Annotated in this window: 16 protein-coding genes; 14 read left to right on the top strand and 2 right to left on the bottom strand. The window is 42.6% G+C overall.

The window, feature by feature from the left end; genetic code table 11:
• The first annotated feature begins 310 nt into the window (after positions 1-310).
• The 3 genes from NIES1031_RS13975 (at position 311) to NIES1031_RS24995 (ending at position 4,337) form a co-directional block, all read left to right on the top strand.
• Positions 311-547, top strand: a complete 237-nt coding sequence (locus NIES1031_RS13975; protein WP_073550098.1) for a hypothetical protein — start codon at positions 311-313, stop codon at positions 545-547.
• A gap of 101 nt (positions 548-648) precedes the next feature.
• On the top strand, positions 649-3,726 hold the full coding sequence (gene ppc, locus NIES1031_RS13970; RefSeq protein ID WP_073550066.1) for a phosphoenolpyruvate carboxylase: 3,078 nt from the start codon (positions 649-651) through the stop codon (positions 3,724-3,726).
• Positions 3,726-4,337, top strand: a complete 612-nt coding sequence (locus NIES1031_RS24995) for a hypothetical protein (RefSeq protein WP_073550064.1) — start codon at positions 3,726-3,728, stop codon at positions 4,335-4,337. The genes ppc and NIES1031_RS24995 overlap by 1 nt, the downstream gene beginning before the upstream one ends.
• Positions 4,338-4,483: 146 nt before the next feature.
• Here the strand turns inward: NIES1031_RS24995 and NIES1031_RS13960 are convergent, their stop codons facing one another.
• Positions 4,484-4,870, bottom strand: coding sequence for a hypothetical protein (locus tag NIES1031_RS13960; RefSeq protein WP_073550063.1), 387 nt, complete (start codon positions 4,868-4,870; stop codon positions 4,484-4,486).
• Between the two features lie 169 nt (positions 4,871-5,039).
• Between NIES1031_RS13960 and NIES1031_RS13955 the strand changes: the two genes are divergently transcribed.
• The 6 genes from NIES1031_RS13955 to NIES1031_RS13930 all read left to right on the top strand — a co-directional run bounded on the left by NIES1031_RS13955 (position 5,040) and on the right by NIES1031_RS13930 (position 9,422).
• Positions 5,040-5,336, top strand: coding sequence for a small RNA NsiR4-regulated ssr1528 family protein (locus NIES1031_RS13955; RefSeq protein ID WP_073550062.1), 297 nt, complete (start codon positions 5,040-5,042; stop codon positions 5,334-5,336).
• Positions 5,337-5,445: 109 nt separating this feature from the next.
• On the top strand, positions 5,446-6,618 hold the full coding sequence (gene carA / locus NIES1031_RS13950) for a glutamine-hydrolyzing carbamoyl-phosphate synthase small subunit (RefSeq protein WP_073550060.1): 1,173 nt from the start codon (positions 5,446-5,448) through the stop codon (positions 6,616-6,618).
• 121 nt (positions 6,619-6,739) lie between these two features.
• Positions 6,740-7,090: an STAS domain-containing protein gene (locus NIES1031_RS13945; protein ID WP_218596806.1), complete on the top strand. Its 351-nt coding sequence runs from the start codon at positions 6,740-6,742 to the stop codon at positions 7,088-7,090.
• A 490-nt stretch (positions 7,091-7,580) separates the two neighbouring features.
• On the top strand, positions 7,581-7,982 hold the full coding sequence (locus NIES1031_RS13940) for a Mini-ribonuclease 3 (RefSeq protein ID WP_196797628.1): 402 nt from the start codon (positions 7,581-7,583) through the stop codon (positions 7,980-7,982).
• 94 nt (positions 7,983-8,076) lie between these two features.
• Complete coding sequence (gene rlmB / locus NIES1031_RS13935; RefSeq protein ID WP_073550054.1) at positions 8,077-9,018, top strand: 23S rRNA (guanosine(2251)-2'-O)-methyltransferase RlmB; 942 nt, start codon at positions 8,077-8,079, stop codon at positions 9,016-9,018.
• A gap of 104 nt (positions 9,019-9,122) precedes the next feature.
• Positions 9,123-9,422 (top strand): DUF1816 domain-containing protein, encoded by a 300-nt coding sequence (locus NIES1031_RS13930; protein WP_073550096.1) that lies wholly within the window; start codon positions 9,123-9,125, stop codon positions 9,420-9,422.
• Between the two features lie 73 nt (positions 9,423-9,495).
• Here NIES1031_RS13930 and NIES1031_RS13925 read toward each other — a convergent pair whose 3' ends face one another.
• Complete coding sequence (locus NIES1031_RS13925; RefSeq protein ID WP_073550053.1) at positions 9,496-10,362, bottom strand: alpha/beta fold hydrolase; 867 nt, start codon at positions 10,360-10,362, stop codon at positions 9,496-9,498.
• Positions 10,363-10,513: 151 nt separating this feature from the next.
• Between NIES1031_RS13925 and gatA the strand changes: the two genes are divergently transcribed.
• From gatA to NIES1031_RS13890, 5 genes are all read left to right on the top strand, one after another.
• Entirely contained in the window at positions 10,514-11,965 is a 1,452-nt protein-coding gene (gatA, locus tag NIES1031_RS13920) for an Asp-tRNA(Asn)/Glu-tRNA(Gln) amidotransferase subunit GatA (RefSeq protein ID WP_073550051.1), read from the top strand.
• 80 nt (positions 11,966-12,045) lie between these two features.
• A complete protein-coding gene (locus NIES1031_RS13915; protein ID WP_073550049.1) occupies positions 12,046-12,927 on the top strand; it encodes an alpha/beta hydrolase in 882 nt (293 codons plus the stop codon).
• 18 nt (positions 12,928-12,945) lie between these two features.
• A complete protein-coding gene (locus tag NIES1031_RS13910) occupies positions 12,946-13,587 on the top strand; it encodes a Uma2 family endonuclease (protein ID WP_073550048.1) in 642 nt (213 codons plus the stop codon).
• Positions 13,588-13,644: 57 nt separating this feature from the next.
• Positions 13,645-14,061 carry a Type 1 glutamine amidotransferase-like domain-containing protein gene (locus NIES1031_RS13905; RefSeq protein ID WP_073550046.1) on the top strand — a complete coding sequence of 139 codons (417 nt, stop codon included), beginning with the start codon at positions 13,645-13,647 and terminating at the stop codon, positions 14,059-14,061.
• A 494-nt stretch (positions 14,062-14,555) separates the two neighbouring features.
• Entirely contained in the window at positions 14,556-18,116 is a 3,561-nt protein-coding gene (locus NIES1031_RS13890; RefSeq protein WP_073550045.1) for a DNA polymerase III subunit alpha, read from the top strand.
• The last annotated feature ends 685 nt before the right edge of the window (positions 18,117-18,801 follow it).

The raw sequence follows: 18,801 nt of genomic DNA, 5'->3' as shown, positions 1-18,801 counted from the left end.
CAATGATGCGCTTTCGCGTCTTTGTAGAGTTGTTGTCATACTTTTATGATTGCTTTTTGTAACTACAAGTAAGTTGGAGAAAAATAATCAGACAAATTTGTTTTGCCTGTATTTAGTACTTTACATTACTTTACTTGTTTTAATCTATATCAAAAGGATTAATTTGGTAAATATAGTTTATAGGCTTACTTTATAAACTGACGAAACTTGCTACGAAAGTGCTGTTTCAACATTTACGGCAACTTTGAGTTCTACAACATAAAAAGCTGCACACGAGCACAATAAAAAATAATTGGGGATGCGAGCCAACATGACATTTCAGCGTCAGGGTAAAAAAGAGCAGGAAATAGACTTATTCCTTATCAGTCTGAGTTCTAAAGTTTTGTTACAAATTGGCACTGGATTAGTATTATTGGGGATGTTAGGTGCCAGAGCTTACTCAGAATTGATTCAGTCGGTCGGACAATCAGCCGAAGAAATTTTACGCGGTGATCGCTTACCAATACTACCCTTTCCAGAGCCACAGAAGATAGAGCAAAATGAGTAAGCGCATAACTTAATCCCAAAGTTTGTTGTTTGTGCAACCACTTGAGGGGAATTTACCTCATAGAATTATTTATATTCCTGGCTTTATTTAGAACAGACCTTATGAGTTCGCTCATCAACCTATCCTCTGATGAGGCACTGACTGTGCCTTCACCGCTAGATTTATTTCTCCGGCAACGCCTTGAGTTGGTAGAGGACTTATGGGAGTCTGTGCTTAAACAGGATTGCGGTCAAGAATTAGTCAATCTTCTAGGTCAACTGCGCGATCTGTGTTCTCCAGAAGGACAAGCGACAAACGACCAAGCAGCAGAAGTGACTAAGTTGATTGCACAACTCGATCTTAACGAAGCAATTCGAGCGGCGCGCGCCTTTGCTTTATATTTTCAGCTGATTAATATTGTTGAGCAACATTACGAACAGCGACTGCAACTCGCGCGTTCCTCGCAGCATACGGCACTTAGCAAGCAAGTAACATCAGCAAACGGTCAGTCACTTGACGCAGAGAAAACGCTCAATGGACAACCTGGGGCGGAAATACTAGAGAAAAGCTGGCAAGCAATTCAATCTGACAATCAGAAATATAGTACCTTTCACGCCTTATTTCCTCATTTGAAAGAGCAGAATGTCCCGCCTCAGCAAATCCAGCGCCTAATTGATCAGTTGGATGTGCGCATGGTCTTTACCGCACACCCAACCGAAATCGTGCGCCCGACGATTCGCGAAAAACAGCGGCGCATGGCAAAGTTACTCCAGAGGTTGGATCAACTAGAGGAAAAGCAAGGATTTCTTAACAAGACAACTTCTTGGGAAGCCGCACAACTACGCGAACAGCTAACCGAAGAAATTCGCTTATGGTGGCGGACGGATGAATTGCATCAGTTTAAACCTACAGTGCTGGACGAAGTAGAGTATGCGCTGCACTACTTCCAAGAAGTTTTATTCAATGAGATTCCTCAACTGCATCAACGATTTAAACACGCACTTTCTAGTTCTTTTCCCCGACTGAATGCGCCAAAGCATGATTTCTGCAAATTTGGTTCGTGGGTAGGAGCAGATCGCGACGGAAATCCTTCGGTAACTTCTCAAGTAACCTGGCAAACAGCTTGCTATCAACGTCAAATGGTGCTAGAGAAGTATATTCAGTCAGTGAAGCACTTGATTACTTTATTAAGCCTGTCGCTACACTGGAGCGATGTCTTGCCAGAATTACTCGAATCGCTGGAGCAAGATCAATCGCAAATGAATGATGTTTATGACGCACTCGCTCTACGATATCGACAAGAACCATATCGCCTCAAATTATCTTATCTACTCAAACGCTTAGAGAATACACGCGATCGCAACAGTCGTTTATACAACCGCGATTTACGACAACGCGAAACTATCGAAACTGAAAACGATTTCCGTGGCATTTATCGCTCTAGTACCGAATTTCTCACAGAATTGCGGTTAATTCAGCGTAATTTAGAAGCGACGGGTTTAAGTTGCCGCGAATTAGAAAATTTGATTTGTCAGGTCGAAATTTATGACTTCAACTTGGCGCATCTAGATATTCGCCAAGAGTCATCGCGCCATGCTGACGTGTTAGAAGAGATTCTACAGTATTTGCAAATTGTACCGCGTTCCTACAAAGAATTATCCGAAGCTGAGCGCGTCGCCTGGTTAGTATCAGAACTTCAAACACGTCGCCCACTTATTCCCGCAGAATTACCTTTTAGTCCGCAGACAACCGAGGTCATCGAAACATTTCGGGTTGTGCGATCGCTACAGCAAGAATTTGGTTCTAGCATTTGCCAAACTTACATTATCAGCATGAGTCACGAAGTCAGTGACCTGCTTGAAGTATTGCTCCTTGCTAAGGAAGCAGGCTTATACGATCCCGCAACGGGGACAAGCACCTTACAAGTTGTGCCATTGTTTGAAACTGTCGAAGATTTACTTCGAGCGCCGAGGGTAATGCAACAATTGTTTGAACTACCCTTGTATCGTGCCTTACTTGCAGGCGGTTATCATGCGCACTCAGCAGGAAACTCGTCAGCAGATACCTCACCACCCCCACCCCCATCAACGCTTACACCTAATCTTCAAGAGGTGATGTTAGGGTATTCAGATAGTAATAAAGATTCAGGCTTTTTAAGCAGTAACTGGGAAATTCACAAAGCGCAAAAAGCACTTCAGCAAATTGCCGAACAATTTGGTTTACAGTTACGCATCTTTCACGGACGCGGTGGCTCGGTTGGTCGTGGTGGTGGTCCAGCTTATGAAGCTATTTTAGCGCAGCCTGGTCACAGCATTAACGGTAGAATCAAGATTACAGAACAAGGAGAAGTTCTCGCTTCCAAGTATTCTTTACCTGAACTTGCGGTTTACAATTTGGAAACGATTACAACTGCCGTTGTCCAAGCAAGTTTGTTGCGGACTGGATTTGACAATATTCAACCTTGGAACGAAATTATTGAAGAAATCGCCGCGCGATCGCGTAGTCATTATCGCGCTTTAATTTACGAGCAGCCGGACTTTATTGACTTTTTCCATCAAGTTACACCCATCGACGAGATCAGCCAGTTGCAAATTAGCTCTCGACCCGCGCGCCGCAATGGTGGTAAAAAAGACCTAAGTTCGTTACGCGCAATTCCCTGGGTGTTTAGCTGGACACAGAGCCGTTTTCTTCTACCTGCATGGTATGGCGTAGGAACTGCGTTACAAGAATTTGTCAACGAAGAACCCGAAGAACATCTTAAGCTGCTGCGCTATTTCTACCTCAAATGGCCTTTCTTTAAGATGGCAATTTCTAAAGTCGAAATGACTTTAGCAAAAGTAGATTTGCAAATGGCAAAGCACTACGTACAGGAATTGTCACAACCTGAAGACTTGGCTCGCTTTGAAAAACTATTTGAGCAAATTGCTAATGAATTCTACCTCACACGAGATTTGGTATTAAACATCACCGGTCATAAACGCCTTCTAGATGGCGATCCTGTTTTGCAAAAGTCCGTCCAATTACGCAATGGAACAATTGTCCCCTTGGGCTTTTTACAAGTTTCTTTGCTCAAACGGCTACGTCAATGCACCAACACAACGTCAGGCGTTATCCACTCACGCTATAGCAAGGGGGAACTACTCCGTGGCGCGTTGCTTACAATTAATGGTATTGCTGCTGGTATGCGGAATACTGGTTAATGAGCAAATTTTGGCAACCAAAACGAGTTTTAGTTTGTACTTTAATCGCGCTGACATCTGGAATTGTCAGTGCTTACATTGGTAGTCAAATCAGCCTGAAAGTTCAAGGTCAAAAATGCCAAAGTCAACCTTGGGGCTTAGAAACGGCTTGTCAGGCTTGGATCACACCACGAGCAGTTTGGCAAGGTGGTTCAACAGGGCTTTACTTAGGAACGCTGCTCGGTGGCATTGTGAGCATTCTGGGAACGACTAAAGCACACACCATAAAAAAGGCAGATAGTCAAGAAAAAGTAGCTGACAATTTAGCATTATTTGCCGATGAATTAGAGTTAACACCTACTCAAAGAGTCGTGCTACAGCGTTTTTTAATATTAGTCACATTAAAATTAGCAGCATCTAGCCAAACAGCTTCTCAGGAAGATACAACATTGTCAGTAGAAGAGTTGCATCAACTGCTGGCGATCGCAAAGCAAAAGCAACTACTAGAACGCAGTTTGACTTCACAGCAAATTGCTCAGTTATTAAAAGAAATCGGCATTTGCTCAGATACACGAAGAGAATCTTCTTCTAGGACTGCTACGCATATCCCTGGTCAAACTCAAGACAACTAGTTAAAATAGTACATTCGGCGTTTTTAGATAGCAACTCTACAGGATTTTGTTTGTATAACAAGCCACAGCGGCGCAGAGCAATGTGAAGTATGGGCATTGGCATTAAAACTGCTAAAGTAAAGTTCTTAGCAATATACTTGAATACATTATCCATCGGTCGAAGCCGTGGGAATTTGTAAATTCTCCCACGTTTTCCAACTATTACTTTCTGTATCAAAACATCGCCAAGTAGCAAGCGCACTATCTTGGTAGCAAATCAGAACTCGCCTACTTGCAGGGTAACTTGAAGAAAAGCACTCGCTAAACTGCTGTAAAGGATACGTTTTGCGGCTAAGGCGTTTAGCAACTGCTTGATTGGGACACTCGATGAGCAAAGCAGTTTTTCCACCAATTCGAGTGAGTGAAAAAATGCACATTCTCAAAATTGCCCGCAGCCAACTTTCAGAGTAATCAAAATATTCATCTACTAGTTTTCCCGTAAACGCTTTTTGTAGCGATCGGTCTTGGGAATCGGGAATAGGAACGTCAGACATAAAAAAATGTTATGAGGGTACATAGTTGGCTAGAGGTTAGATCAAAAGCTTTAGTAGTTGCAAGTGTTTGAATACCCAATTTTGCGAAAAAATACGACTAGTTATCTGTTTTGCTGAATAGGCAATCACACTTGGTAAAATGCAAGCGTAGCTGTTATTACCACAAACGATGAATTCACAAAAATCTCCGCAAACAACAGGCGCAGATGCTGTCGATGTGGCGATCGCCGCAGGAACAGATTTCGATGGTACTCCGATTCCACCTGCCAAACTAGAACTGTATCGCCAAGTCATGGAACTAGAAGCAGGCAGACAACGTAGCGGTGTTTCTAATACAATGCGATCGCGAATCGTGCGGATTGGCGCGAAACACATTCCGCAGGAAAAACTGAATCAAATGCTCATTGATGCTGACTTTACACCGCTCAAAGACAAAGAAATTGCGTTTTATTACGGTGCGAAGTAGTAAGAGAAGTGTGGAAATGCGATCGCATTCTTACATAGTCATACCAAGACACAATTGACTCGTGGCATAATGACCCTGATGCCAGTCAAAGCCTTGAGATTAATTGCTTATGTCCCTATTTGACGCTAAACCAGCGCTGCTTGTCCTTGCAGATGGAACTGCTTATCGTGGTTTTTCGTTCGGCGCTACCGGAACCACTATTGGGGAAGTTGTTTTCAATACTGGCATGACAGGCTATCAAGAAGTCTTAACAGACCCCAGTTATTACGGACAAATTGTTGTCTTTACCTATCCTGAACTCGGTAACACAGGCGTAAATCCCGACGATGAAGAATCGCATAAGCCGCAAATCCGAGGTGCAGTAACGCGCAACATCTGCTACAAACCGAGCAATTGGCGTTCTACAGCTAGCTTGCCAGATTACCTCACACAGCACAACGTTCCTGGCATTTATGGAATTGATACTCGCGCGCTCACTCGTAAAATTCGGGCTTTAGGTGCTATGAATGGCGGAATTTCCACCGAAATTCTTGACGAAGCTGAGTTACTAGAGCAAGTCATCACAGCGCCTAGCATGAAAGGCTTGAATTTAGTGCGTGAAGTAACAACTGCTAAGGTTTACGAATGGTCAGACCCCACAACCGCGATTTGGGAATTTAAGCCCGTTAATCAAGAAAATACCGCAGAACCTTTGACGGTTGTTGCGATTGACTTTGGGGTGAAGCGTAACATTCTTCGCCGCCTAGCGAGTTATGGCTGTCGGATCATTGTTGTTCCTGTCAACACTCCTCCTGAAGAAATTCTCAAATACAACCCTGATGGAATTTTTCTCTCTAATGGTCCTGGTGACCCCGCACCCGTTACCGAAGGAATCGAAACAACCAAAGCACTCCTAGCGAGTCAAAAGCCAATGTTTGGCATTTGTATGGGACATCAAATTTTAGGTCACGCGCTAGGCGCAGAAACCTTTAAGCTTAAGTTTGGGCATCGCGGTCTTAACCAACCCGCTGGTTCAAAGCAGCGAGTCGAAATCACGAGTCAAAACCACAGTTTTGCGATCGATGCCAATTCCTTACCAGATGCGGATATTGAGATTACCCACCTCAATCTCAACGATTCGACGGTTGCAGGGCTGCGACATAAATCACTACCTCTATTTTCAGTGCAGTATCACCCAGAAGCTAGCCCTGGTCCTCATGACGCGGATTATTTATTTGAGCAGTTTGTACAATTGATGCGCGAAGCTAAACAGGATCAGCGACAAAGCATTAGTCTTTTTTAATCCTCAATTTCTGTCTCATGATAGTAGACAAGATCTCCAAAAACACTCTATACTTGAGCCTCGACTTTAAACATCTTAGTTAGCGTAGCAAGAGGAGGGTATTATTGCTGAGCCACTAAATATCACGGTTAGTTTGAGAGGAACCCGTGAAGTGCGGGACAATTATCAGTTGTTTCGATTTACAGGGTTGTTAGATGCTTTTTCTGAACCAACCTTTCGTAAGGTAATTGGCAAATGTATCGATGAAGGACCAAAAAATATTATTTTGGATCTTTCTCAAATCGACTTTGTTGATAGCTCAGGTCTAGGGGCACTGGTGCAACTTGCAAAACAAGCACAAAATGCTGGTGGCACTTCACAAATCGTGACTAACGCCCGCGTGACTCAAACAGTTAAGCTAGTTCGGTTAGAGCAGTTTCTCTCACTGCGTCCTTCAGTCGAAGCCGCGCTAGAAAACGTTAAACAGTCATGATCTGGCGACAGAAACAAGGCTAATATAGCTATCCGGTTGCATCATCTGGGTAGCTTGATTTTTGTTTATAGAAAAATGTTTATTAAAGCTGGGTGAATGAATTCGCTGCTCAATAAACTGTATCCGCTTCCGTTGCTGTGCGCACTTGGTTTGGGTAGCCCCGACTTTAGTTAAAGCGCTGATATTAAAGCGTGCGAAGCTATTTCAGCATTCGTGCAAGTCTGTTGAAAGCACCTATCTATATCTTTAAGAATGAGCGCTAACTAGCAGCTAATTACTATTACCTTCATTTATTTGGATGTGGGGATCGAGGATAATAAGAAGCTACCAAAACCGAAATGGGTAGTTTTACTAAATTCGTAACGGCAAAATTTATTTTCTCACCATCAATCTAGATAGAAGGATCATCTCAATTGTGAACTCAAAGGAGGAAGAACTACTTGATCGCTCATTTATAATAGAAGACGAACTAACTCTTAAGTTAGAGCAGCTGCTACCAACCTTGGCTGAAGATTTATTACAGCTACAGCAAGCTTCTCCAAGCGCTTTGGCATATTTAGGAGATGCAGTTTATGAGCTTTACATTAGGCGTTATTACTTACTGCCACCAAAGCGATCGCAGGTTTATCATCGATTAGTAGTGGCACAGGTAAGAGCAGAAGCACAAGCATCACATTTGCGATCGCTCACTCCTTACCTTACCAGTACTGAATTAGATATAGTCCGTCGTGGTCGGAATGCGACAACGAAGCCGCCAAAGCGTATCGAACCAGAAATTTATCAACAAGCATCGAGTTTAGAAACCTTAGTCGGCTACCTATTTCTCACTGACTGTCAGCGTTTGGCTCAGTTATTACACAAGCTAGACTTTGAGCAAAATCAAAATGAGTGATGAAAATTGTCTTTCTATACCGAAATAGCTGGAATTCTCAGTTAGATTCGAGGAGTAGGGATGCCCAAAAGAATTTAACACTTCAACTATATAAATGGCTAACAAACCACAAAAATTTAGATCTACGGGCGGGGCAAAGCGCGATAAGCCAGTCAAAATTAGAGAAAGCTCTAAACCTTTGCTCAAATCTCCCAATCAGGGTCGCACTGCACGAGCAAGACCTACAGTGAATCATGCTGTTAGTAACACAAATTTACAAAATTTAACAGAAGACAACGATCTCATTTACGGTCGTCACCCTGTTCTAGCTGCTTTGGAGAGTCAAAGACATTTAAATCGAATTTGGATTACTTCGCGATTGCGCTACGATCCCCGCTTTCATTCTTTGATTTCACAAGCAAAAGAAAAAGGAACAGTTATCGATGAAGTTGAACCTAAGCGTTTAGATCAAATCACGCATCATGCAAATCACCAAGGGATCGCTGCACAAATTGCCCCATATGCGTATAGCGATCTTGGTGAATTAATTGAGCGAGCAAAAGCGATCGCCGAATCACCTGTTATTGTGGCAGCTGAAGGTATTACCGATCCCCACAATTTGGGAGCAATTATTCGGACGGCTGAAGCGATTGGAGCGCAAGGGCTTGTCATCCCGCAAAGACGAGCAGTCGGAATTACATCGAGTGTTATGAAAGCCGCCGCTGGTGCTTTGGAAAAAATCCCTGTCGCCAGAGTAGTTAACTTCAGCCGTGCTTTAGAAGAACTCAAGGAGGCAGGATTTTGGATTTATGGTACAGCCGCAACCGCAAGCCAACCGCTGCATACAGTCCAATTTACAGGATCAGTAGTGTTAGTGATTGGTGCTGAGGGTGAGGGCTTGAGCTTGTTAACACAACGTTGCTGTGACGTGTTAGTGTCAATTCCACTTTTGGGTGATACTCCTAGCTTAAATGCCTCAGTCGCAGCCGGAATGGCTTTGTATGAAATTTTTCGCCAACGTTGGTTAAATATGCTTCATTTAGAAAAATTAAAATAAGATAATTTGAAAAAAGAAGCGTAACAGAGTATAACAAAGTGTGAAGTATTTAGAAGCAGTAGCAGACCGCGTCACATCTGTAACCAATGGACAAAACAGCAAATATGAAAACATTTTGGGATAGTTTTAAAGAAGTTTTAACTAATCTCTTTCACAGCTTTGGCTGGGCTTGGTGGGTAGAAATTGTTACACAAAATCCGCGCTGCACGTACTACTTCGGTCCTTTCTTGAGCGTTAAAGAAGCAAACGCTGCCAAGGCTGGATATATTGAGGATTTAGAGCAAGAAGGTGCGCAAGGAATCATTGTAAAAGTCAAGCGTTGCAAACCCAAGAATTTAACGGTTGCTGACGACTTGGGAGTTGTGCAGCCTAAAGCCACACCCATATTTAGCGGTCAGATGTAGAAGCTATGTAGAGGTCAGGGGTCAGGGTTTAGGGTGATTAGTTTACTAAGTACTAGTCACTACCTCTAACGACTCACTCTTCCTCAACGACTTCTGGATATTGAGCTATCCACGCGTCAATATCGCGTAACACCATCTGGGGAATTTCCCAAGGGAAAAGATGCGCGGTATTGGCATAGCATTGCCATTGACAGTTTTTCAAGTACCGAGCCGTTTCGTGACTTGATTCAGCAGTGATATGGCGATCGCTTGCTCCGGCGAGCATCAAGCTCGGACACGTAATCTTGTGTAAATCGGCGAGGCGATTATAACCTGATCGCAGCGCTGTATTCAACGCGCGTTGTGCAGCCGCAGAAGTTTGCAGGTACGCAGCGATCGCGTCAGTAGCAAGATAGCGATAGGCGGTTGGTGAATGTTGTTGAATGAGGTAGCGATAGAGCGATCGCTTGCCAAAAGTCTCAATATTCCACTGCCAACTCGGTTGTAACCAATTCAGAATAGATGCTACACCAGTATACACATTATCTTGCCAGCTAATCGGCGGATGATTCCCTCTGGGACGCGCTGCGGTGGCAACGAGGATTAACCCGCTGACGCGATCAGGCAATTTAAGCGCGAGTTCCATCGCCAAAATTCCGCCCAACGACCAGCCGAGGAATAAGCAGCGCTGAATTTTCAAGCTATCTATCAGTGCTTCTAAGTCGAGCAAGTGATCGTTCATTGTAAAATTTTGTTGTGTGCGACTGCTACCATAGCCGCGTAAATCGGGGGCGATCGTACGGAAACGCTGCGATAAATGGTTCGTAAACACCGATAGACTACGCCCTGAGCCTGGATGACCGTGTAAGCAAAGGATCGGAAAGCCGTGTCCTTGAATATGAACGTTGAGCTTGACAGGGTGAGTAGTTTGAGGTAAAGACACTCGATAAAAATAAGCCATAGTATATTTTTACTATAAGACTTATGTTGCTAGTGGGAAATGGTAATTGGTAAAAGAAATCATTACCAAGCAAAACAAGAATTTGAGTCACTTTTTACGTAAGTCCTGAATTAAACTAAATAATCTGGATTACAAGTCAAAGGAGCAAACAATGGCATCCATCCGCGAGTTGCACCAACAACTGGTGAGCAAAGAACGCTCTGCGGTTGAAATTACTCAAGAAGCCTTGCAGCGCATCGCAACGTTAGAGCCGAAATTACATAGTTTCTTATCGGTGACAGCAGATACAGCGCTAGCACAGGCGCAAGCAGTGGATGCCAAAATCGCTGCGGGAGAGGAAATAGGGCTACTCGCAGGAATTCCGATTGGCATCAAAGACAATATGTGTACCAAGGGAATTCGGACAACGTGTGCTTCTAAAATTTTGGAGAACTTTGTACCACCGTACGAATCAACCGTGACGCAAAAGCTAGCCGATGCAGGTACTGTCATGGTGGGCAAAACGAATTTAGATGAATTCGCAATGGGAAGTTCTACAGAAAATTCAGCATTTCAAGTCACTGCCAATCCTTGGGATTTAGAACGAGTCCCTGGTGGTTCTTCTGGTGGTTCGGCGGCGGCGGTAGCAGCGCAAGAATGTGTTGTCGCCCTAGGTTCTGATACTGGCGGTTCGATTCGTCAACCTGCGTCGTTTTGTGGCGTTGTTGGCATGAAACCGACTTACGGGTTAGTTTCGCGTTACGGTTTAGTCGCGTTTGCTTCATCGTTGGATCAAATTGGACCATTTGGGCGTACCGTAGAAGATGCCGCAATTTTACTGGGTGCGATCGCTGGATACGATCCCAAAGATTCGACGAGTCTTAAAGTTGAAGTCCCAGACTATACGCAATTGCTCAAACCCGACATTAAGAACCTCCGCATTGGCATTATCAAAGAAACGTTTGGTGAGGGCTTAGATCCTGCTGTCGAACAAGCTGTCACCAAAGCGATTGAACAACTAAAGGATTTAGGCGCAGAAGTTCAAGAAATTTCCTGTCCTCGTTTTCGCTACGGGCTACCAACGTATTACATCATTGCGCCTTCGGAAGCTTCGGCAAACTTAGCGCGTTACGACGGTGTGAAATACGGCTTCCGCACGCCAGATGCCGAAAATCTCCTGTCGATGTATAACCGGACTCGTGCTGCTGGTTTTGGAACCGAAGTCAAACGACGGATTATGGTAGGAACTTACACGCTGTCGGCGGGTTACTACGATGCGTATTATTTAAAGGCGCAAAAAGTCCGCACGCTGATTAAGCAAGACTTTGAAAACGCGTTTGCCAATGTTGATGTTTTGGTATGTCCGACTGTACCAACAACCGCATTTAAGGCGGGAGAAAAGACGGACGATCCCCTGAGTATGTATTTAACTGACTTGATGACAATCACCGTCAATCTGGCTGGTTTACCAGGAATGAGTATTCCTTGTGGTTTTGATGATAAAGGTTTACCGATCGGATTGCAGTTGATTGGCGACGTATTGCGCGAAGATTTGCTATTTCAAGTCGCGTATGCTTATGAACAGGCAACAGAATGGCATAAAAAGACTCCGAAGTTAACATAGCCAGAACGTCAGTATAGTGATGCGCAGCTTGGAGTTTTTATCATAAAGTTGTGCATCCGTACATGCTTAGAAGGATATCCATGCTCAACAAATTATCATTGAGGTGGCTGCTGAGTGCTGGGCTAATTGCTGCACTTTTTTATATCGGGATCAGCGTATATCTGTTTTTCCAGCAAACTCGCTTCATTTTTTTTCCTTCACCCGTTATTCAAACGACACCAGAGTTTTTTAATCTCCGCTACCAGGAAGTATGGCTACCTGTCACTACAACCGCAGGGAAAACTGAACACATTCACGGCTGGTGGATTCCTGCGACTCAATCTAACGGAAGAGTTCTACTCTATCTACACGGCAATGGTATCAATATTGGTGCAAATGTTGCTCACGCCCATCGGTTTCACCAGATGGGTTTTTCAGTACTCCTCATCGATTATCGCGGCTATGGTCGTAGTGAAGGGGCTTTTCCTTCAGAAGCAACTGTTTACCAAGATGCTGCGGTAGCGTGGGATTATCTCGTTAATCAACGACGAATTGATCCGAGTCAGATTTTTATTTATGGGCATTCTTTAGGGGGTGCGATCGCAATTCACTTAGCACTACAACAGCCCAACGCTGCCGGATTAATTGTCGAAAGTTCGTTTACTTCGATTCGTGCCATGATCGATTTCCAACGTGCCTACCGCATCTTTCCCGTTGATTTGATCTTACGTCAACGCTTCGACTCAATTAGTAAAGTACCCGCACTACAAATCCCTGTTCTATTCATTCATGGAACTGCGGATTGGCAAGTTCCCGCGCAAATGAGCGAACAACTCTACGCCGCTGCACCCGAACCGAAGCAATTAATTTTAATTCCTGGTGCGGGACACAATAATGTCGCAGAAGTTGCAGGTTCTAAATATTTTCAAGTCGTGCAAAACTTTGTTCGACAAGTCTCAATTCAACAGATGGCGGAACGCTGAAACATATGGAGGTAAAAAATGCAACTACAACTGAATCAGCTAGATGTGAAGCCAGGGCAAAAAGTCCTACTACGAAATATTAGCTGGAGTGAGTTTGAGCAAATTCTGGATGAGCTAGGTAACTCGCGTGCCTCCCGACTTGCCTACTACAAAGGAATACTAGAGATTATGGTACCACTGGCTGAACATGAAAGAGGAAAGGAAATTATCGGAGATCTAGTAAAAATATTACTTGAAGAACAAGCGATAGAATTTACTCCCCTAGGTTCTACTACCTTTAAACGTCGGGATATGGCAAGTAGTGTAGAACCTGGTGCTTGCTTTTATATTCAACATGAAGCAGCAATTAGAGGTAAAAGTAAAATTGATGCTAACTTCGATCCACCGCCTGACTTAGCAATTGAAATTGATATTACAAGTGCTTCCGAAATCAAGAAAAGTAGCTATGAAGCTTTAGGCGTTCCTGAATTATGGATTTATGATGGACGATCGCTACAAATATACTTACTGCAAAATCACCAGTATGTTGCAACGAACCAAAGTCAGATTTTTCCTAACCTACCAATTATAGAAGTCATTCCCCAATACGTTGCCGAAAGTAAAATTCAGGGAAGAAACGCCGCCGTTAAGGCTTTTCGCGTCTGGGTGCAACAGTTGTGATTTACGTGGGGTGATCGACCATCATGTCACGCCGATAAATTATAGCAATGGGCAGTGGTGGTTTCTCAATGGGAACTTGACAAAATCCTCAAAGAAGTATGGGAAAGTGGTGTTATCCTTGCTGGCTTAAGTACAGGTTCGATTTGCTGGTTTGAGCAAGGAGTTACTGATTCGCTTCCTGGAGAATTAACCGTGTTACCTTGTCTTGGCTGGCTTCAGCGTAGCAATTGCCCGCATTATGATGGAGAATTAGAAAGAAGACCTGCTTACCATCGTTTACTATCAGCAGGAAAAATTAGTGATGGATATGCCGCAGATGATGGCGTGGCGCTGCATTTTATTGAAAATAGACTAGAGCCGATTTTTAGTTCTCGTCCTTATGCAAAAGCTTATCGATTGCAAAGGATGGAAGATGGAATTCAAGAAACTCCTTTAGAAACAGTATACTTGGGTGCTGGATTAGCCAAAAATTAGAAGGCTACATGATATACCCAAGAAAATTAGAGAAATAAAAACAATATTGTTAAAAGCAGGGTTTACAAACAAACCTGCAAAGTAGCCATATTAAGTGGATATATTCACAATTATCTCAATCAATAATTATAGTGGGTAAAGATAGCGATGATGCAAAAAGATATTTAGACAAACAAGTTGCTCAAGCAATTAATTAAAACAAATAAGTGAAAAGGAGGTAGAAGAATGAAATACACTATTATTATTTAGTGGTCGGACGAGAATCAATGTTTTGTTATAATATTACCTGAATTTAAAGATGTTATGTAGCCAGTCACTTACAGAGACACCTATGAAGAAGCGCTAAAAAAATGCTCAAGAAGTTTTAGAACTTTTAGTAGAATCAGCAGTAGAAGATGGTGAAATTTTGCCAGAAAACTTAACTGTAAGGAAATTGTTTCAGGTGGCTTGGATCTTAGTTATTTAATTCTCTTATTATAAATATTATAAAGGTTATGTCTTTTGTTGGTTTACATATTCATAGTGATTACAGCTTACTCGACGGTGCAAGTCAAATACCGGCACTTATTGAACGAGCCAATGAGTTAGGAATGAAAGCGATCGCACTTACTGATCACGGTGTCATGTATGGTGCAATCGAACTGATTAAAGTTTGCCGGAACAAGAATGTTAAGCCAATTATCGGCAACGAAATGTATGTCATTAATGGAGATATTGAGGAGAAGAAGCGTCGTCCTCGCTATCACCAAGTTGTTTTAGCAAAAAATACAAAAGGTTACAAAAATCTTGTTAAATTAACAACAATTTCGCACTTGAAAGGTGTTCAAGGGAAAGGTATTTTTTCGCGTCCTTGTGTCAATAAAGAACTATTAAAAGAATACCATGAAGGATTAATCGTTACCAGTGCTTGTTTAGGTGGAGAAGTTCCGCAAGCAATTCTGCAAGGTCGATTAGATATCGCGCGGAAAGTCGCACAAGAATATAAAGATATCTTTGGTGACGATTATTACCTCGAAATTCAAGACCACGGTTCGCAAGAAGACCGAATAGTTAATGTTGAAATCGTTAAAATCGCACGGGAATTAGGCATTAAATTTATTGCGACCAACGATTCGCACTATATTTCTTGTTTTGACGTAGAAGCACACGACGCGCTACTGTGCATTCAAACAGGAAAACTGATTGCAGAAGATAACCGAATGCGCTACAGCGGGACAGAGTATCTCAAATCAGCAGAAGAAATGAGTCAACTGTTTCGCGATCACCTAACCGATGATGTCATTCAAGAAGCGATCGCCACCACAGTAGAAATTGCCGACAAGGTTGAACCTTACCACATTATGGGCGAACCGCGCATTCCTAACTATCCGGTTCCTGCAGGACATACCGCTGATACTTTTCTAGAGGAAGTCGTGTGGGAGGGAATGCTAGATCGTTTAAGAAAACGATCGCGTAGTGAAATTGAACCAATATATAAAGAAAGGTTGGATTATGAATTAAAAATGATCCAACAAATGGGCTTTTCCACCTACTTCTTAGTTGTTTGGGACTACATTAAATATGCCAGAGATAATCAAATTCCGGTTGGTCCCGGGCGGGGTTCGGCTGCTGGTTCTTTAGTTGCTTATGCTTTAAAAATTACAAATATTGACCCTGTTCATCATGGATTATTATTCGAGCGATTTTTGAATCCTGAACGTAAATCCATGCCTGATATTGATACAGATTTTTGTATCGAAAGACGTGATGAAGTTATTCAATATGTAACACGAAAATATGGAACAGAGCGCGTTGCACAAATTATTACTTTCAACCGTCTTACTTCTAAAGCCGTTTTAAAAGATGTAGCGCGGGTGTTAGATATTCCCTACGGTGAAGCCGATCGCATGGCAAAGCTTATACCTGTTGTACGCGGTAAACCGACTAAACTTTCTGTGATGATTTCGGATGCAACTCCAGCACCAGAATTCAAGGAGAAATATGAAAACGATCCTAAAGTTCGTCACTGGGTTGATATGGCGATTCGGATTGAAGGAACTAATAAAACCTTTGGCGTTCATGCGGCAGGAGTCGTTATTTCTTCTGAACCTTTAGATGAGATTGTCCCGTTACAAAAAAATAATGATGGTTCAGTGATTACCCAGTATTTCATGGAAGATTTAGAATCGCTGGGATTACTGAAAATGGACTTTTTAGGGTTAAAGAATTTAACACTTATTCAAAAAACTGTTGAATTAATTAAGCAAAATCAAAATATTGAGATTGACCCCGATTATTTACCCTTAGAAGAAAGGAAAGTTCAAAAAATCTTAGCCAAGGGCGAAGTCAAAAAAATGCCGCAAGAAGTAGAAAAAACTTATAAAGTTCTCGAAGAAGGTGAACTAGAAGGAATTTTTCAGCTTGAGTCTTCAGGAATGCGGCAAATAGTGCGCGATTTGAAGCCCTCGTGTATTGAAGATATTTCTTCAATCTTGGCATTGTATCGCCCTGGTCCCCTCGATGCCGGACTGATTCCCAAATTCATTAACCGCAAGCACGGTCGTGAAGAAATAGAATACATTCATCCGCTGTTAGAGCCAATTCTAAATGAAACTTATGCGGTTTTGGTGTATCAGGAACAAATCATGAAAATGGCTCAAGATTTGGCAGGATATTCTTTAGGACAAGCAGATTTATTACGCCGCGCCATGGGTAAAAAGAAAGTTTCCGAGATGCAAAAACATCGAGAAGCTTTTGTTGATGGTGCAGCAAAAAATGGTGTGAGAAAGCAAGTTGCTGAAGAATTATTCGACCAAATGGTCAAATTCGCGGAATACTGTTTTAATAAATCGCATTCGACGGCATACGGTTATGTCACGTATCAAACTGCATACTTAAAAGCGAATTATCCTGTAGAGTACATGGCAGCATTACTGACGGCAAACAGTGGTGATACCGATAAAATCCAAAAATATCTTTCTACATGTCTGAATATGAATATTCAGATCGAACCGCCAGACATTAATCGCTCTGGAGTGGATTTTACACCAGTCGCAGGGAAAATTTTATTTGGCTTATCCGCTGTGAGAAATGTCGGACAAAATGCGATCGCATCCATTTTAGAAGCCCGCGACAAGAAAGGCGAATTTCAATCGCTAGCTGATTTATGTGATCGCGTCGATTTACGCGCTGTTAACCGTCGTACTTTAGAAGCTTTAATTCATTGTGGCGCTTTTGACAAACTCGACGCAAATCGCCAGCAACTGATTGCAGACCTTGATTTAGTCATTGACTGGGCGCAATCGCGGGCTAAAGATCGTGCTAGTGGTCAAGTTAATTTATTCGATTGGAGCGGGATAGCTAATAACAACAATAACACCAACTATGAATTAGCACCCAAAGCCCCGCCCGTAGCAGATTACCCGCCAATGGAAAAACTGCGATGGGAAAAAGAACTCCTTGGTTTTTATGTTTCGGATCATCCTTTGAAGTCGCTGCGATCGCGTACGCGACTTTTGTCACCGATCAATTTATCGCAACTCGGCGACCAACGCGATAATACTTTACTCTGTGCGGTCGCGATGTTGACTAATATCAAACCAGTGGTCACTAAAAAAGGTGATCGCATGGCAATTTTACAAATCGAAGATTTAACCGGACAAACCGAAGCCGTTGTCTTCCCGAAAGCTTATGAACGAATTGGCGCATCACTTGAAGCTGATGCCAGAATGGTTGTCTGGGGTAAAGTAGACCGCCGCGACGATCAAATTCAGCTGATTGTAGAAGATGCTGAACCGATTGAGACAGTGCAGTTAGTCATGGTAGAACTCGATCCTCAGCAAGCGGCAACGCTTGATTATCAACACCGCTTAAAAAGCATCTTACAAGAACAGCTAGGTGAAAAAGATAAAGCCAAAATTCCGGTTCTAGCGTCGGTGAAATTGGGCGATCGCAGTCAGTTGGTACGCTTTGGACGACAGTTTTGGGTACAAAATAGCCAAGCAACTGTAGAAATGCTCAAAACAGCCAGCTTTTCTGCTTATACTCAACCAATTGCCAGTCAACAGCATTCGTAATTGTGGCTTCAAAGATAAATGAGGTCTGCACTCAAGAACCTGTAATTTTATAGTGCTTGATAAGACTAAGGGTTGAAGAGTTGAATTTTAGCGATTCTCTCGATTTTGGCGTGTGTCAGCCGAGGATTTTCTTGTGCGGACAATCCTCGTAGAATCTGTCATCTAGATGTAGAGATTGCTGATCGATTTGATCTGATTTAACTCTCAGAAAATATAAACATTTTGTAATGATTATCTCATTTTTACGATATATTTATTACAACAAGAGTTTCTAGAGTAAGTAATTTTACTGAAACAGTGTGAAGAAAACGTGATGTTACTAGGTATTAAGCCACCAGAGCATGAAGATTCGATAAAGATTTGCCAAATAAGACAGAATATTTCGCCGCCTTTGTGAAGATTTGGTGAAGATTTCCGTAATTGTACGTGCTTCACGCTTTGCGTAGAGGAGTATCCGCGTAAAAATACTACGTATGCTTTATCGGGTTATGTGAAATTAGGAATATCTTTGGCTTTGCTGACCACAATATGGATTCAAGATGAAACATCAGTTTCTAAAACCTGAATTATTCTTACTTTTTTTAAAACGGTAAGCATGGCTTACTTAAGTCTGTATACTGCCTTTATCAAACACAGCTACTTTTTTATTCGCTACTGGCAGTATCAGCTATGTCAAGTAATTAAG

It is taken from the genome of Chroogloeocystis siderophila 5.2 s.c.1, assembly GCF_001904655.1.
Classification (GTDB): domain Bacteria; phylum Cyanobacteriota; class Cyanobacteriia; order Cyanobacteriales; family Chroococcidiopsidaceae; genus Chroogloeocystis; species Chroogloeocystis siderophila.
The sequence above is the reverse complement of the archived record's forward strand: the minus strand, read 5'-3'. Positions and strand labels throughout refer to the sequence as shown.